Below are 15,301 nucleotides of genomic sequence, written 5' to 3' on the forward strand. Positions count from 1 at the left end.
TCCGACGGCGGCGAGGCACTCCGGATAGCCGAACCGCCAGCCGCGTGGGTGCCGCTAACCACCTGCTATCATGGCTTTTTCAGTGAAAAGACGGCAGATGCGCTAGATCCGTTCGCCGCTCAACCGTTGGCAAATCATGTCGAGCTGGTCGAGCGAACTGTATTTGAGCGATACGATCCCGCCGCGTGCGCCGCTGTTGACGATCTTGACGCCGAGCCCGAGCAGGTCGGCAAGATGATCCTCGACCGCGGCGATATCGGGATCGGCGGCCGCCGGCCCTTTCGCCTTGCGCTTGCCCGACGTCTTCGCCTCACGCAGGTCGCGAACGATCGTCTCGACCTGGCGCACCGACAGTCCCTTGTCCTCGACCTGCCGCGCGAGCGTGATCGGATCGGGCGCGTTGATCAGCGCGCGGGCGTGGCCCATCGACAGCCGCTGATCGACGACCGCCTGCTGGACGGGTTCGGGCAGTTCGAGCAGGCGCAGCAGGTTGGCGACATGGCTGCGCGATTTGCCGACGAGCCGCGCGAGCGATTCCTGCGCATGGCCGAAATCCTCGCCGAGTTTCTGATAGGCGCGCGCCTCTTCGATCGCGTTGAGGTCTTCGCGCTGGATATTCTCGACGAGCGCGATCTCAAGCGTCTCGGCATCGTCGAAGGCGCGAACGATCGCGGGCATGTCGTGCAGCCCTGCCCGCTGCGCGGCGCGCCAGCGGCGCTCACCGGCGACGAGTTGATAGCCGTGACCGGTCGGCGCGGGGCGGACGATAACCGGCTGGATGACGCCGCGCTCGGCGATCGAGGCCGCGAGTTCGGCGAGCGCGGCGTCATCGAAATGGCGTCGCGGCTGTTCGGGGTGCGGGTGGATCGAGCCGACATCGATGCGCACGATCTCTCCGCTCGGTTCGGTCCCGCCCGCCATCGTCGGCGCTTCGCGTCCGGCTTCGCTGAACAGCGCGTCGAGGCCTCGACCGAGGCCGCTCGGACGCTTCTTCGCCGCCGGCTTGGCATCGCCCGATGGCTTTGACTTATCAGTGTTTTCTACCGTTTCATTGTTCGCCATGTTAGGCCGCCTGACGTCTGGTGGGGAGCCGCCCGATAACCTCGCGGGCGAGCTGCATATAGGCTGCCGAGCCCGAGCAGCGGTGGTCGTAGATCAGCGCCGGCAGTCCGTGGCTCGGCGCTTCGGACAGGCGCACGTTGCGCGGGATGACGGTGTCGAAAACCACCTTGCCGAGACACGCGCGGACATCGTCGGAGACCTGGTTGGTCAGGTTGTTCCGGCGATCGTACATCGTCAGCGCGACACCGAGGATCGACAGGCCGGGATTGAACTTGTCGCGGATCCGCTCGACCGTGCGGAGCAACTGGCTGAGCCCTTCGAGCGCAAAGAACTCGCACTGGAGAGGGACGATCAGCGAATCGGCGGCGACGAGAGCGTTCATGGTCAACAGGCCGAGCGACGGCGGGCAGTCGATCAGGCAGATGTCCCAGCGGCCTGGCGGCACTCGCTCGATCGCCATTTCGAGACGATGCGTGCGCTTGTCGAAATCGACCAGTTCGATCTCGGCTCCCGACAGATCGACCGTCGCGGCAACAATATCGAGACGCGGGACTGCCGAAGGCTGTGCTGACGACAGGATCGACGCGTCGCCGGTCAGGACCTGGTAGCTCGAATGCTCGCGCGCCGATTGCGCGATGCCGAGGCCGGTCGAAGCGTTGCCCTGCGGATCGATGTCGATCAGCAGGACGCGCCAGCCGATCGCCGCCATCCCGGTCGCCAGGTTGATCGCGGTCGTCGTCTTGCCGACCCCGCCCTTCTGATTGGCAATCGCAATGGTGATCATGGGTCTATCCGCCGCTAAAACGCCCTTTGCCGATCAATATGGCAGAGTCGGGGCTGGTTACGCTCTGTTTCACGTGAAACGCATCCTGCCACGGCTGCGGCAGGTTGGCCAGTTCGTTAACCGCGTTTTTACCCTTGGGCAGCAGCCAGATCGTCTTGCGGCCCGCCAGATGCCGCGATTTCTTAACCAGTTTCTCAAGCGGCGCAAAAGCGCGCGCGGTGATGATATCGGCGCAATCTTCCATAGTCTCGGCCTTGCCGCCGAAGATCGTGACGTTGGCGAGTGCCAGTTCTGTCGCGCAATCTTCAAGGAATGCCGCGCGCGCCGGTCGCATTTCCGACAGGACGATTGGATCGCCGGTGATGATCGCGATGACGAGGCCGGGAAAGCCCGCGCCCGATCCGAGATCGATCCAGCGACGCTCACGCTTGCTCGATGCAAGCGGCAGGCCGGTGAGCAATTGCGCGCTGTCAACGATGTGACGCCACCAGATGTCGTCTTCGGTCGTCTTGGAAATCAGGTTCTGTTCGCGATTGCCCGCGATGACGAGCTCGGCGAGCTGGGCGAGCTTCGCCATCTTCGCTGGCCGAACCTCGAGCGTGTCGAACAGCCAGGCGCGCGCTTGCTGTTCGCTGCTCATGCCGCCACCCGCCGCAAGCGCACCAGCACCGCGGTCAGCGCGGCGGGCGTGATCCCCGCAATACGCCCCATCATGCCGAGCGTTTCGGGACGCGCCGCGTCGAGCCGCTCGATCATCTCGTTCGACAGCCCGCCAACGCCGGCAAAGTCGAAATCGTCGGGAATCGCGATCCGCTCATTGGCGGCGAGAGCGCGGATCTCGGCTTCCTGGCGGGCCAGATACGGGCCATAGCGAAGGTCGCTTTCAATCTCGTCGAGCGCAACGGGGTCGCACGCTGCAAGCGCAGGATGATCATCGCCCGCATCGCGAAAGGCGATGTCCTGCTGGATCAAGGCATCGCCGAGCGAGCGCCGTTCACCATTGCGCGACGACGTCGCGGCAACGCCGTCGATCAGCGTTGCAACTTCGGTCAGGGCAGTGCGATGCGCCGCAAGCGCGTCCAGCCGCCGTTCGGACAGGCAGCCAACCGCTTCGGCATGCTCGCCGAGCCGCGTCCACGCGTTGTCGGCGCGCAGGCGCAGTCGATACTCGGCGCGCGCGGTCAGCATGCGATAGGGTTCGCTGACCCCCTGCAAAATAAGGTCGTCGATCATCACGCCGAGATAGCTCGTCGTCCGGTCGAAATGGACCGCATCACGCCCCAGCGCGGTGGCGGCCGCATTCGCGCCGGCCGCGAGACCGAGTGCAGCGGCCTCTTCATAACCCGTCGTGCCGATGATCTGTCCGGCGCAGAACAGCCCGGGGATTGCGCGCACGCCCAGCCGCCGATCAAGACAGCGAGGATCAACATGGTCGTATTCGACGGCATAGCCGGGCACCGCGATTTCTGCCCCCTCGAGCCCGGCAATGCTGTTGATCATCGCGCGCTGGACGTCGTCGGGGAGCGATGTGCTGATCCCGTTGGGATAGACGAGATGCGTCGCCAGCCCTTCGGGTTCGAGGAAAATCTGGTGGCCGTCGCGATCGGCGAAGCGGTGGATCTTGTCCTCGATCGACGGGCAATAGCGCGGACCCTTGGCATCGATCGCGCCCGAGAACAAAGGCGACCGATCGAGTCCGCCACGGACGATCTCGTGCGTCGCCTCGTTGGTCCGCGTGATGGCGCAGAACAGTTGCGGATTGCGCCGCGCCCGAGTCTCGGGCGCCATTGTCCAGGGATCAGCATCCGATTCCTGACGCACCAGCGCCGCCCAGTCGATCGTCCGGCCGTCGAGCCGCGGCGGCGTCCCCGTCTTGAGCCGCGCGACGGGCAGGCCGAGATCGCGCAGTTGCTTGCCCAATGCGGTCGCGGCGCGCTCACCGGTGCGGCCGCCGGCACCGCTCCACTCGCCACGATAGAGCCGCCCGCCCAGGAAGGTCCCCGCGGCGAGAACGACCGCGGGTGCCGAAAGCAAGCGCCCATCGGCCATAACCAGTCCGGAGACCGCATCGTCGTCGAGCGTCAGCGCTTCGGCCTCGCCCTCGATAACGGTGATATTCGCTTCGCGCGCGATCATCGCCTGGATCGCAGCGGCGAACAGCACGCGGTCGGCCTGGACGCGCGGGCCGCGCACCGCGGCACCCTTCGACATGTTGAGCATGCGATAGTGGATCGCGGCGGCATCGGCTGCGCGCGCGATCAGCCCGTCATAGGCGTCGACTTCGCGTACCAGATGGCCCTTGCCGAGCCCGCCGATCGCGGGATTGCACGACATCGCACCGATTGTTTCACGTGAAAAAGTGACCAAAGCAACGCGCGCGCCGATCCGCGCGGCGACGGCTGCGGCCTCGCACCCGGCATGTCCGCCGCCCACAACAATGACATCGAAATTGTCCATCGCCGCCCGTTACAGCAGCACGGCGAAGCCGTCAAAAGTTGCGCGGCGCGACGCTCATTCCGGCGCTCATTTCCCGATGCAGAATCGCCCGAACAGCGCGTCGAGCATGTCCTCGGTTCGTGCGCGCCCGGTCAGACGATCGAACGCACTCATTGCGCTGCGCAGATGTTCGGCGACGATGAGCAGGTCGCGCGCGCACTGTGCATCGTCGAGCGCGGCCGCGACATCGGCGAGTGTATCGCGCTGGCGCCGGTTGAGCGCGACATCGCCCTCGCGCGGCAACAGGTCGCGCGCGCGGCCGGCGATCGCATCGAGCAGCGCGGCCATGCCCTCGCCGGTCAGCGCCGACACAACGACATCGGCAGCATCGACCGCCATGTCCCATTCAACCCCGCTGCGCCGGTCGGCCTGTGCCGCGATGCGGATCGTGGCGGAATGCGTCGGCGGATCGTCGGAGCCGAGCCAGACGAGGATGTCGGCCTCGGCGGCGGCGGCAAGCGCGCGCGCGATCCCGATCGCTTCGACCGCGTCGTCGCTGTCGTCGCGCAACCCGGCGGTGTCGGCAAAGCGATAGGCAATGCCGCCAATCGCAACGGGCACTTCGACGATGTCGCGCGTCGTTCCCGCGGTCGGTGCGGTGATCGCCGCTTCGCGCTGCGCGATCGCGTTGAGCAGCGTCGACTTGCCCGCATTGGGCGGTCCCGCAATCGCGACCGTAATGCCGTCGCGCAGCCGTTCGGCCGGCGGCCGGTCGAGCCACGCCGCCAGCTTTGCGGCCAGCGCGGCGCAGGCCATATGGATCGCGGCGACATCGGCGTCGCCGACATCGTCTTCGTCGGAGAAATCGATCGCCGCCTCGATCCGCGCCGCGATCGTCAGGCATTCGTCCTGCCATGCGGCAACCGCCTGCGACACGCCGCCGCTGGCAAAGCCCATCGCCTGGCGCCGCTGCGTCTCGGTTTCGGCGGCGAGCAGGTCGGCAAGGCCCTCGGCCTCGAGCAGGTCGAGCCGGCCATTCTCGAACGCACGCCGGGTGAATTCGCCCGGCTCTGCCTGGCGCAGTCCGTCGAGCTCGCCGAGCCGCGCGAGCACCGCATCGACAACCGCACGGCCGCCGTGGAGGTGGAGCTCGACGACATCCTCGCCGGTGGCTGACGCGGGTCCGGCGAACCGCAGTGCGAGCGGGCGGTCGATAATGTTGCCTTGCGTGCCTTTCACGGTAACGACGCGTGGCGAGCGAGCCGGAATATCCATGCCGATCAGGTCGTTAAGTGCCTCGGTCGCCGCAGGCCCGCTGATCCGCACGACGGCAATAGCGGCGGGAGGCGCGCCGCTCGACAGCGCGAATATGGTATCGTCATGCCCCATGATTGCGGCGCCCGGCGGACGTCAGTCCTTGGCCGGACCCGTATTTTTCGCGCCTGCTTTCGCGGCGTCGCCGGCGAGCGCGGAGAATTGTTTGAACATCTTCATCCCCATGTCGCCGAACGGGGCGAAGTCCTTCATCATCTTTTCGACCTGTTCGATGCTCGACGCGCCCGAGACCGCGTCGGTCATCATCGCGACATAGCGTTCGTTGACCGGGGTCACGTCGGGAAGCCCCATGAACCGCCGCGCTTCCTCTGGCGAGCAATCGATGTTGACCTTGACGCGCATGGCTGGCTCCTTTTGCCGGGTTGGTGCATTGATAGGGCAAAGCCCCGCAACTGAGCAACCGGAGAGACCGCTATGAGCACGATGACCAGCCTCGCAACGCTTGATGGAGACGGCGTATTCGACTGTTACGTCGCCGAACCCGAAGCAACGCCCAAAGCAGCGATCATCGTCATACAGGAGATTTTCGGGGTCAATGCGGGGATAAGGCGCAAATGCGACAGATGGGCCGAGGCGGGCTATCTCGCGCTCGCCCCCGACCTGTTCTGGCGGCTCGAGCCCCAGGTCCAGCTCGATCCCGACATCCCGAACGAATTTGCCCGCGCGCTCGAACTGATGAACCAGCTCGACCAGGACACGGCGATCGCCGACATCGAGGCGGTGATCCGCGCGGCGCGCGGCGGCAAGTCGGGCCTGCCAAAAACCGCCAAGGTCGGCTGCGTCGGCTATTGTCTCGGCGGCCGGCTCGCCTTCATGACCGCCTGCCGGACCGATATCGACGCTTCGGTCGGCTATTACGGTGTCGGCATCGATGGCCTGATCGCCGATGCCAAGGCGATCTCGCGCCCGGTCCTGCTCCACGTCCCGACCGCCGACCATTTCGTCGGCAAGGACGCGCAAGCGGCAATGCACGCCGGGCTGGACGACCATCCCAAGGTCACGCTCTACGATTATGACGGCCTCGACCACGGATTCGCGACCGAGTTCGGCAAGCGGCGCGACGACGCGGGCGCCACGCTCGCCGATCGGCGCACGGCGGAGTTCTTTGCCGAACAGCTGGCATGATCCCCGAACGACTGAGACCGACCCCGGGACTGTTCGCGCGCTTCGGCGTGCCGCTGGCGCTGCTGGCCGCGGCAATCGCCTGCGCCTTGTGGCCGCCCGCGCGCTGGGCGCTGATCGTCCTCGTGCCCTTGGTTGCCATCGCGGTGTGGGATTTCTTCCAGGATCAACACACGCTGCGGCGCAATTACCCGCTGGTCGCGCGGATCCGCTGGATCATGGAGGACCTGCGTCCCTTTGCGCGCGCCTATATCGTCGAGGGCGACCTTGAAGGCCGGCCGTTCGCGCACGACGAGCGCGGCCTCGTCTACGCGCGCGCCAAGGGCGATCTCGACGTCCACCCGTTCGGCACCGAACTCGACGTCTATTCGGACGAATATCAATGGATGAGCCATTCGATGGCGCCCAATGCCGATGCGCCTGCGAGCTGGCGTGTCGATGTCGGCAACTCGCAGTGTAGCCGGCCCTATTCGGCCTCGCTCCTCAACATCTCGGCGATGAGCTTCGGCTCGCTGGGCGCCAACGCGATCGAGGCGCTCAACCTCGGCGCCAAACAGGGCGGGTTCTACCACGATACCGGCGAAGGCGGATTGAGCGCCTATCACCGCAAGCATGACGGCGACCTCGTCTGGGAGATCGGCAGCGGTTATTTCGGTTGCCGCGATGCGAACGGCGCGTTCGATCCCGGGCGCTTTGCCGAGCGCGCCAGCGCCGACCAGGTCAAGATGGTCGAGATCAAACTGAGCCAGGGCGCCAAGCCCGGCCATGGCGGGGTCCTGCCCGGTGCCAAGGTCAGCGCAGAGATCGCCGCAACGCGTGATGTACCGGTTGGCATCGATTGCGTCTCGCCCGCGGCGCACAGCGCCTTTTCAACGCCGATCGAAATGCTCGAATGGGCCGCGAAACTGCGCGACCTGTCAGGCGGCAAGCCGGTCGGGATCAAGCTGTGCGTCGGCCAGCCGCACGAGGTGCTTGCCGTCATGAAGGCAATGCTCGCGACGGGCATCACGCTCGACTATATCGTTGTCGACGGCGCCGAGGGTGGCACTGGCGCAGCGCCGCTCGAACTGTCGAACAGCGTCGGCATGCCCTTGCGCGAAGGCCTGATCTTCGTCCGCAACGCGCTCGTCGGAACGGGGCTCAAGCGCCACGTCCGCCTCGCCGCCTCGGGCAAGGTCCATTCGGGCGCCGGGCTGGCGATGAACCATGGCCTCGGCGCCGACTGGAGCAATGCCGCGCGCGGTTTCATGTTCGCCCTGGGCTGCGTCCAGTCGATGAAATGCCATACCGACATGTGCCCGACCGGCGTGACGACGCAGGACCCGACGCGCCAGCGCGGCCTCGTCATCCCCGACAAGGCACCACGCGTTGCGCGTTTCCATGCCGCGACGCTCGGCTCGTTGCGCGAGATCGTCGTCGCGATGGGGCTCGACAATCCGTGGCAGATCGCGCCGCATCACGTCCACCAACGGCTCAATTCGGCACGTTCGAACCCGACCGACCGAATCTACCATTTCTTCGAAGAAGGCGCGCTTCTCGCCGACCCCGAGGCGACGAGTTACGCGCGCTTCTGGGCCGCCGCGCAGGCAGAAAGCTTCAGGCGGGTTGCTTGATCAGCCGAACAGCGTGCCGACACCCAGGACCGGATCGACCCAGCCTTCGTAGATCATCTTGCCCGCGACAAAGACGATGACCGCTAGGCCAACATAGGCGATCCAGCGATGCCGTTCGATAATCCTGGCGATGTAGTTGGCAGCAAGACCCATCAGCGCGACCGCGACGATCAGGCCGACGATCATGATGCCGGGATGATCCTTCGCCGCACCGGCAACCGCGAGCACGTTATCGAGGCTCATCGAGACATCGGCGAGCGCGACCGCCCAGGCGGCTCCGGCAAAGCTCCTTGCGGACTTGAGACCAGAATGTTCGTCGCCCAGTACCTCTTCGGATCCCGGGCTTTCGCCGCCGTGATGAATTTCGCGCCAGAATTTCCACGATACCCACAATAACAGCAGGCCGCCGGCGAAGATCAGCCCGACGACACCCATCAGCCAGGTAACAATCAGCGCGAAGAATATCCGCAGAAGCAGCGCCGCGCCGATCCCGATCAGGATGACCTTGCGACGCTGGTCGGCGGGCAGGCCCGCGGCGAGCGCGCCGACAACGATGGCATTGTCGCCGGCCAGCACGAGGTCGATCATCAGCACCTGGCCGAACGCGGCAAGCGCGACCGGATCACCCAGATTCGAGAAGTCGTTGACGATATGACCCCAGATATCGGCAGGCGAGCCGAGACCGGAGGCAGCGGTGGCAGCAGAGGCCGCAGCGGAGAGAAAATCGATGATCATGCGATCGACCCTAGAGGCTGATCCCCGTCATGGCGAGCGGATAAACGCGCGATTCCAACCGCAATGACGGCCCGATCGGCCTACTGGTTCATCGATTCGAAGAATTCCTCGTTGGTCTTGGAATCCTTCATCTTGTCGAGCAGGAACTCCATCGCATCGACGGTGCCCATCTGCATCAGGATGCGGCGCAGCACCCACATTTTCTTGAGCTGGTCGGGCTCGACGAGCAATTCTTCCTTGCGCGTGCCCGATTTGCCGACGTCGATCGACGGGAAGATGCGCTTGTCGGCGATCTTGCGGTCGAGGACGATCTCGGCGTTACCCGTGCCCTTGAATTCTTCGAAGATGACTTCGTCCATGCGGCTGCCGGTATCGATCAGCGAGGTCGAGATGATCGTCAGCGAGCCGCCTTCCTCGATGTTGCGCGCCGCGCCGAAGAAGCGCTTGGGACGCTGCAGCGCATTGGCGTCGACGCCGCCGGTCAGCACCTTGCCCGAACTCGGGACGACGGTGTTGTAGGCGCGCCCCAGTCGCGTGATGTTGTCGAGCAGGATGATGACATCCTTCTTGTGCTCGACGAGGCGCTTGGCCTTTTCGATCACCATTTCGGCGACCTGGACATGGCGCGTCGCGGGTTCGTCGAAGGTCGATGACACGACCTCGCCGACGACGGTGCGCTGCATGTCGGTGACTTCCTCGGGCCGCTCATCGATGAGGAGGACGATGAGATAGCATTCGGGGTGGTTGACCGAGATCGCCTTGGCGATGTTCTGCATCATGATCGTCTTGCCGACGCGCGGCGGGGCGACGATCAGGCAGCGCTGTCCCTTGCCGAGCGGCGTCACGACGTCGAGCACGCGGCCCGTCTTGTCCTTGATCGTCGGATCCTCGATCTCGAGCTTGAGGCGTTCGTCGGGATAGAGCGGCGTCAGGTTATCGAAATTGACGCGGTGGCGGACCGCTTCGGGATCGTCGAAATTGACTGCGGTCAGCTTGGTCAGCGCAAAATAGCGTTCGCCGTCGCGCGGTCCGCGGATTTCGCCTTCGACCGTATCGCCGGTCCTGAGGCCGAATTTGCGGACCTGGTTGGGCGAGACGTAGATGTCGTCGGGCCCGGCGAGATAGTTCGCCTCGGGGCTACGCAGGAAACCGAAACCGTCGGACAGGACCTCGATCGTGCCGAGCCCCATGATTTCCTCGCCGTCGTCGCTCAATTCCTTGAGGATGGCGAACATGAGGTCCTGTTTGCGCAGCGTCGAGCTGCCCTCGACGCCGAGCTCCTCGGCCATGGCGACGAGCTCTGCAGGCGCTTTTTTCTTGAGATCTTTAAGATGCATATCGGTTTCCGTGGCGGAAAGGGGGAGGACTGGCTGGCGATCCGGTCTTGGGGAAAGACGCTGGAAAATCGTAAAGATCGCTTGATAAAGCTGCGATCGCCGCCGTTTTGGAACGCCAGCATTTAGGCGCGTTACAGGGTCAAGTCAATCGCGCTTGCTGGCAGGTCAGTGCGCCTTGCGGCGTGTTCAGAACGGCTTGGCGATGACCAGGATGACGATCAGCGCAGTCGCGATGCCGGGCACTTCGTTGAGCAGCCGCAACCGTTTTTCGCTGAGCGGCCGCTCGCCGCGCGCGAGCTTTTTCCAATAACCGACGCACCAGCCATGATAGCCCGACAGAGCGAGTACGAGCAGCAGCTTGGCGTGGAACCAGGCCTGATCCCAGATACCGAGGCTAAAGGCGAGCGCGAGGCCAAACACCCAGACGAGGATCAGCGACGGGTTGAGGATGATCTTGATCAGCCGCTTTTCGCGCTCGATCCACAGCGCGTCCTCGGCCGAACCGACGGCGCTGGCGTGATGATAGACGAAAAAGCGCGGCAGCATGAACAATCCTGCGATGAGGAAGATCACGAAGATCACGTGCGCGGCCTTTATCCAGAGCACGGCAGTTCCCAGGAAGCCAACCAGTCCATCCATCATGCGCCTCTCACAATTGCTACGAGCTGCTCGACATGCGCAATTGGCGTATCGGGCAAGATACCATGGCCGAGATTGAAGATATGCGGCCGGCCTTCGAACGCCGATATGATCGATCTCGCCGCGCTTTCAAGCTGGCTGCCGCCGACGATCAATGCAAGCGGATCGAGATTGCCCTGCACCGGCAGATCGGCAGGCAGTTCGCGCGCCGCCCAGTCGGGATCGACCGTCTCGTCGAGGCCGATCGCATCGACCCCTGTTCCGGCAGCATAAGCGGCAAGCTTTCCGCCTGCGCCCTTGGGAAAGCCGATGATCGGCACATCGGGATGGCGCGCGCGCAGGCCATCAATGATCGCCCGGTTGGGCGCAATCACCCAGTCATCGAACTGCGCGGGCGACAACGATCCCGCCCAGCTGTCGAACAATTGCACCGCATCGACCCCGGCGGCGATCTGGCCAGAGAGATAATCGATGCTCGTCGTTACGATCGCATCGATCAGGGCGCCGAAGCGGACGGGATCGCCATAGGCCATGCGCCGCGCCGCCGCCTGGTCGCGGCTGCCCTCACCGTTGACCATATAGGTCGCCACTGTCCACGGACTGCCGGCAAAGCCCAGAAAGGTGGTGCCAGGCGTCAGCTGCGCCTTCACCCTGCGCACGGTGTCGTAAACCGGATCGAAGCGCTCGAGCACAGGTGCCAGGTCCTCAAGCGCGGCATCGGCAAGCCGCGGCGACAGATGCGGGCCTTCACCGACGCGAAATTCGAGATGCTGGCCGAGCGCATGCGGCACGATCAATATGTCCGAAAACAGGATCGATCCGTCGAAGGCAAAGCGACGCAGCGGTTGCAACGTCACCTCGGCCGCAGCCTCGCTGTCATAAACGAGGTCGAGAAAACCGCCTTTTTCGGCACGCAAGGCGCGATATTCAGGAAGATAGCGCCCCGCCTGGCGCATCAGCCAGAGCGGTGGCCGTGGCTGGCGCTCCCCGCGCAATACGGCGAGCAGGGGTTTGAAGTGAGCGTGCGTCATGCGTGTCCCTGGATTGGCTCGTCGACCCTGCTTAGCCTCTTACTAATATAATAGAGTCTATAGGATGATGTTGTAGGTTGGGCCGTGGAGAGCGTGCATAAAGACCTTATCCGCGTTTTGCCAACAGTCCGGCGCAACCCCCGTCTCGGTTCGCCGCCGAGTCGGAACAACCATCCCCGCTATCCACAGGCTGTTGATAAGATTTCGCGCTGTGGATCATCTGTGTATAAAAATCGCAATGCGGGGCAAAAGGTACTGGGGTGCCTGTTCTGCGCGGTTTATACCGGCCTTATCCACAGGCCTATCGTCTATTGAAGGGGACGCGACGAGATTATGACGCAGCGGCTCCATATCCATCTCGTTTCCGATTCCACCGGTGAAACGCTCGACACCATCGCCAAGGCGGCGCTGGCGCAGTTCGACGATATCGATGTCGTGCGCCATTTCCATCCCCTGATCCGGTCTGAAGCCGATCTCGAGCGGACGATTGGCGACATGGCGGCCAATCCGGGGCTGGTCCTTCATACCATGGTCAACCGCGACAACCGCCGCACGCTCGAACGCGCCTGCCGCCGGCATGATCTTCCTGCGGTTGCCGCGCTCGATCCGGTGACCGACGCATTGTCGAGCCTGCTCCACCAGGAAGCGCAAGCGCGTCCCGGGCGCCAGCACGTCCTCGACGCCGCCTATTTCGCGCGCGTCGACGCGATCCAGTTCACCATCGCGCACGACGACGGGATCAACTGGGAAAACTGGGAAGAGGCCGATATCGTGCTCGCCGGCGTATCGCGCACGTCGAAGACGCCGACGAGCATCTATCTCGCCAATCGCGGGTTCAAGACCGCCAACATCCCCGTCGTCGTCGAATCGCCGCCGCCCGACAAGCTCTACAAACTGACCCACCCGATGGTGATCGGCCTGACGACGAGCGTCAGCCGGCTGGTCGAGGTGCGGCGCAACCGCCTGCTGTCGGTCGGCCAGGCGCCCGAGACCAATTATGTCGACGAGGACGCGGTCAAGCGCGAGCTCGCCTTTGCGCGCCGGATGTTTGCCGACAATGGCTGGCCGGTGATCGACGTGACGCGCCGGTCGATCGAGGAAACCGCGGCGGCGATCATCAAGCTCGCCCAGTCGCGCGACATGGAGTTGGCATGAGCGAGCGCATCGTTCTCGCATCGGGCAGCGCGTCGCGCCGCGCGATGCTGACGCATGCAGGTGTGCCGCATGACGTCATGCCGACGCAGGTCGACGAAGCGGCGATCAAACGCGACCTGGCGACGAGCGCGCCGGCAGATCTCGCCGCCGCACTCGCGCTCGCCAAGGCCCGCGCCGGGTCGGATGCGGCGCCGGGGCGCATTGTCCTCGGCGGCGATTCACTCGTCGCGCTTGATGGGCGGATTTACGACAAGCCCGCCAGCCGCGCGGAGGCCGCGGAACACCTTGCGGCATTTTCCGACCACACGATCGCATTGCACAGCGCCGCGGCGCTGGTTCGTGACGGGCAGACGCTCGCGACGACCGCCGATGTTGCGCAGCTCGTCGTCCGCCCGCTGTCGCCCGGCTTTATCGAAGCCTATCTCGACGCTGAATGGCCCGCGATCGCCGCGTGCGCCGGCTGCTTCCGGATCGAGGGCATGGGGGTCCAGCTATTCTCCTCGCTCAAGGGGAACCATTTTACCATTCTCGGCATGCCTCTCCTAGGATTGCTGAGCGAACTCAGGACTTTGGATGTAATGACGTCATGACGAATTCCGCCGGCCCGTTGCAGCCCGACGGCGCCTATGCCGAGGTGATCGGCGATCCCGTCGCACACAGCAAATCGCCGATCATCCATCGCTTCTGGCTCGACCGGCTCGGCATCGCCGCCGATTATCGCGCGACGCGCGTCGAGGCCGATGGCCTCGCCGCCTATTTCGCCGACCGCAAGGCCGACCCCGCCTGGCTCGGCTGCAACATCACGATGCCGCACAAGATCGCGGCGCTCGATCTTGTCGCCAATGCGGGCGATCTCGCGCAATCGATCGGCGCGACCAATACCGTCCTGCGCGACGGCGATCGGCTGATCGCGACCAATACCGACGCAGCGGGATTCTATGGCCCGATCGCCGATTTCGATCTCGCCGGTGCGCCGGTTGCAGTGATCGGTGCGGGGGGCGCGGCCCGCGCCGTGCTGTTTGCGCTGGCGCGTTGCGATATCGGTCCGCTGACGCTGATCGCGCGCAACCCGCTCAAGGCGGCGATGCTGCTTTCAGCGCTGAAGCTCACCGGCGCGACGCAGGGACTCGACGCACCGCTGCCGCCCGCGCGCCTGCTGGTCAATGCCAGCCCACTCGGCATGGCGGGGCACGACGCCTATGCCGGTGACCTCGACCGCTTGCCGCCCGAAGCGATCGTCTACGATCTCGTTTATGATCCGCTCGTCACGCCGCTCATCGCGGCAGCCGAGGCGCGCGGGCTCGAAACGATCGACGGGCTCGAAATGCTCGTCGGCCAGGCAGCGGTCGCGTTCGAGCTGTTCTTCGGCGTCGCCGCGCCGCGCGAGCACGACGGCGAGCTGCGCGAACTGTTGACGTCATGAACACAAAGCCGCCCGCAGGCCCGCTGGTCGTCGGCCTAACCGGATCGATCGGCATGGGCAAATCGACCGTCGCGGCGATGCTGCGGGAGGAAGGCGTGCCGGTGTTCGATGCCGATGCCGCGGTCCACGCGCTGCAGGGGCCGGGTGGCGCGTTGCTTGCTGAGATCGAGGCACGCTTTCCCGGGAGTACGGGTCCCGCCGGCGTCGATCGCGCGGTGCTCGGTGCGCGCGTGTTCGAGGATCCCGCCGCGCTCGCCGATCTCGAGGGGATCGTTCACCCCGCGGTGGCGCGCGCGCAGCGCGATTTCCTCGATACGCACACCGATGCGCCCTTCGTCGTGCTCGATATCCCGTTGTTGTTCGAAAAGGGCGGCGCAGCCCTGGTCGACCGAGTCGTCGTCGTTTCGGCCCCCGAAACCGTCCAGCGCGAGCGGGTCCTTGCGCGCCCCGGAATGAACCAGGAAAAATTCTCCGATATCCTCGCGCTGCAGACTCCCGATCGCGAAAAAAGGCAGCGCGCCGACCATGTTATCGACACCGGCGTACCGCTCGCCGAGACGCGCCGCGCGATTGCTGCGCTCGTCGATACGCTTCGCGACTTGTCATCGGCGCGCGAGAGGACAATATGA

16 protein-coding genes are annotated in these 15,301 nt (G+C 64.9%); 6 read left to right on the forward strand and 10 right to left on the reverse strand.

Annotated elements, in window-relative coordinates; all coding sequences use genetic code 11:
* Positions 1-102 precede the first annotated feature (102 nt).
* From FSZ31_RS01165 to FSZ31_RS01190, 6 genes are all read right to left on the reverse strand, one after another.
* Positions 103-1,062 carry a ParB/RepB/Spo0J family partition protein gene (locus FSZ31_RS01165; protein ID WP_147121236.1) on the reverse strand — a complete coding sequence of 320 codons (960 nt, stop codon included), beginning with the start codon at positions 1,060-1,062 and terminating at the stop codon, positions 103-105.
* A 1-nt stretch (position 1,063) separates the two neighbouring features.
* Positions 1,064-1,846 carry a ParA family protein gene (locus FSZ31_RS01170; RefSeq protein WP_147121237.1) on the reverse strand — a complete coding sequence of 261 codons (783 nt, stop codon included), beginning with the start codon at positions 1,844-1,846 and terminating at the stop codon, positions 1,064-1,066.
* 4 nt (positions 1,847-1,850) lie between these two features.
* The gene (rsmG, locus tag FSZ31_RS01175) at positions 1,851-2,486 is read right to left on the reverse strand and encodes a 16S rRNA (guanine(527)-N(7))-methyltransferase RsmG (RefSeq protein ID WP_147121238.1); all 636 of its coding nucleotides are present in this window, start codon (positions 2,484-2,486) and stop codon (positions 1,851-1,853) included.
* Complete coding sequence (mnmG, locus tag FSZ31_RS01180) at positions 2,483-4,303, reverse strand: tRNA uridine-5-carboxymethylaminomethyl(34) synthesis enzyme MnmG (RefSeq protein WP_147121239.1); 1,821 nt, start codon at positions 4,301-4,303, stop codon at positions 2,483-2,485. Before mnmG ends, rsmG begins: the two co-directional genes overlap by 4 nt.
* Before the next feature lie 66 nt (positions 4,304-4,369).
* A complete protein-coding gene (mnmE, locus tag FSZ31_RS01185; RefSeq protein WP_147121240.1) occupies positions 4,370-5,671 on the reverse strand; it encodes a tRNA uridine-5-carboxymethylaminomethyl(34) synthesis GTPase MnmE in 1,302 nt (433 codons plus the stop codon).
* Between the two features lie 21 nt (positions 5,672-5,692).
* Positions 5,693-5,959 (reverse strand): DUF6489 family protein, encoded by a 267-nt coding sequence (locus FSZ31_RS01190; protein WP_201739096.1) that lies wholly within the window; start codon positions 5,957-5,959, stop codon positions 5,693-5,695.
* A gap of 72 nt (positions 5,960-6,031) precedes the next feature.
* On the opposite strand from FSZ31_RS01190, the gene FSZ31_RS01195 reads away from it, so the two are divergent.
* Positions 6,032-6,742: a dienelactone hydrolase family protein gene (locus tag FSZ31_RS01195; protein WP_147121241.1), complete on the forward strand. Its 711-nt coding sequence runs from the start codon at positions 6,032-6,034 to the stop codon at positions 6,740-6,742.
* The gene (locus FSZ31_RS01200) at positions 6,739-8,352 is read left to right on the forward strand and encodes an FMN-binding glutamate synthase family protein (RefSeq protein WP_147121242.1); all 1,614 of its coding nucleotides are present in this window, start codon (positions 6,739-6,741) and stop codon (positions 8,350-8,352) included. Before FSZ31_RS01195 ends, FSZ31_RS01200 begins: the two co-directional genes overlap by 4 nt.
* Here the strand turns inward: FSZ31_RS01200 and FSZ31_RS01205 are convergent, their stop codons facing one another.
* The 4 genes from FSZ31_RS01205 to hemE form a co-directional block, all read right to left on the reverse strand.
* The gene (locus tag FSZ31_RS01205) at positions 8,353-9,087 is read right to left on the reverse strand and encodes a TerC family protein (protein ID WP_147121243.1); all 735 of its coding nucleotides are present in this window, start codon (positions 9,085-9,087) and stop codon (positions 8,353-8,355) included.
* A gap of 80 nt (positions 9,088-9,167) precedes the next feature.
* Positions 9,168-10,424, reverse strand: a complete 1,257-nt coding sequence (gene rho, locus FSZ31_RS01210; protein WP_147121244.1) for a transcription termination factor Rho — start codon at positions 10,422-10,424, stop codon at positions 9,168-9,170.
* 186 nt (positions 10,425-10,610) lie between these two features.
* On the reverse strand, positions 10,611-11,063 hold the full coding sequence (locus FSZ31_RS01215; protein WP_147121245.1) for a CopD family protein: 453 nt from the start codon (positions 11,061-11,063) through the stop codon (positions 10,611-10,613).
* On the reverse strand, positions 11,063-12,094 hold the full coding sequence (gene hemE / locus FSZ31_RS01220) for a uroporphyrinogen decarboxylase (protein WP_147121246.1): 1,032 nt from the start codon (positions 12,092-12,094) through the stop codon (positions 11,063-11,065). The genes FSZ31_RS01215 and hemE overlap by 1 nt, the downstream gene beginning before the upstream one ends.
* Before the next feature lie 333 nt (positions 12,095-12,427).
* Between hemE and FSZ31_RS01225 the strand changes: the two genes are divergently transcribed.
* From FSZ31_RS01225 to coaE, 4 genes are read left to right on the forward strand one after another with little or no spacing between them, the layout of a single operon-like run.
* On the forward strand, positions 12,428-13,249 hold the full coding sequence (locus FSZ31_RS01225; RefSeq protein ID WP_147121247.1) for a pyruvate, water dikinase regulatory protein: 822 nt from the start codon (positions 12,428-12,430) through the stop codon (positions 13,247-13,249).
* Positions 13,246-13,839, forward strand: coding sequence for a Maf family protein (locus FSZ31_RS01230; protein ID WP_147121248.1), 594 nt, complete (start codon positions 13,246-13,248; stop codon positions 13,837-13,839). The genes FSZ31_RS01225 and FSZ31_RS01230 overlap by 4 nt, the downstream gene beginning before the upstream one ends.
* Positions 13,836-14,672: a shikimate dehydrogenase family protein gene (locus tag FSZ31_RS01235; RefSeq protein WP_147121249.1), complete on the forward strand. Its 837-nt coding sequence runs from the start codon at positions 13,836-13,838 to the stop codon at positions 14,670-14,672. The genes FSZ31_RS01230 and FSZ31_RS01235 overlap by 4 nt, the downstream gene beginning before the upstream one ends.
* Entirely contained in the window at positions 14,669-15,301 is a 633-nt protein-coding gene (gene coaE, locus FSZ31_RS01240; protein WP_147121250.1) for a dephospho-CoA kinase, read from the forward strand. The genes FSZ31_RS01235 and coaE overlap by 4 nt, the downstream gene beginning before the upstream one ends.

The sequence above is a fragment of the Flavisphingopyxis soli genome (assembly GCF_007995095.1).
GTDB lineage: Bacteria > Pseudomonadota > Alphaproteobacteria > Sphingomonadales > Sphingomonadaceae > Flavisphingopyxis > Flavisphingopyxis soli.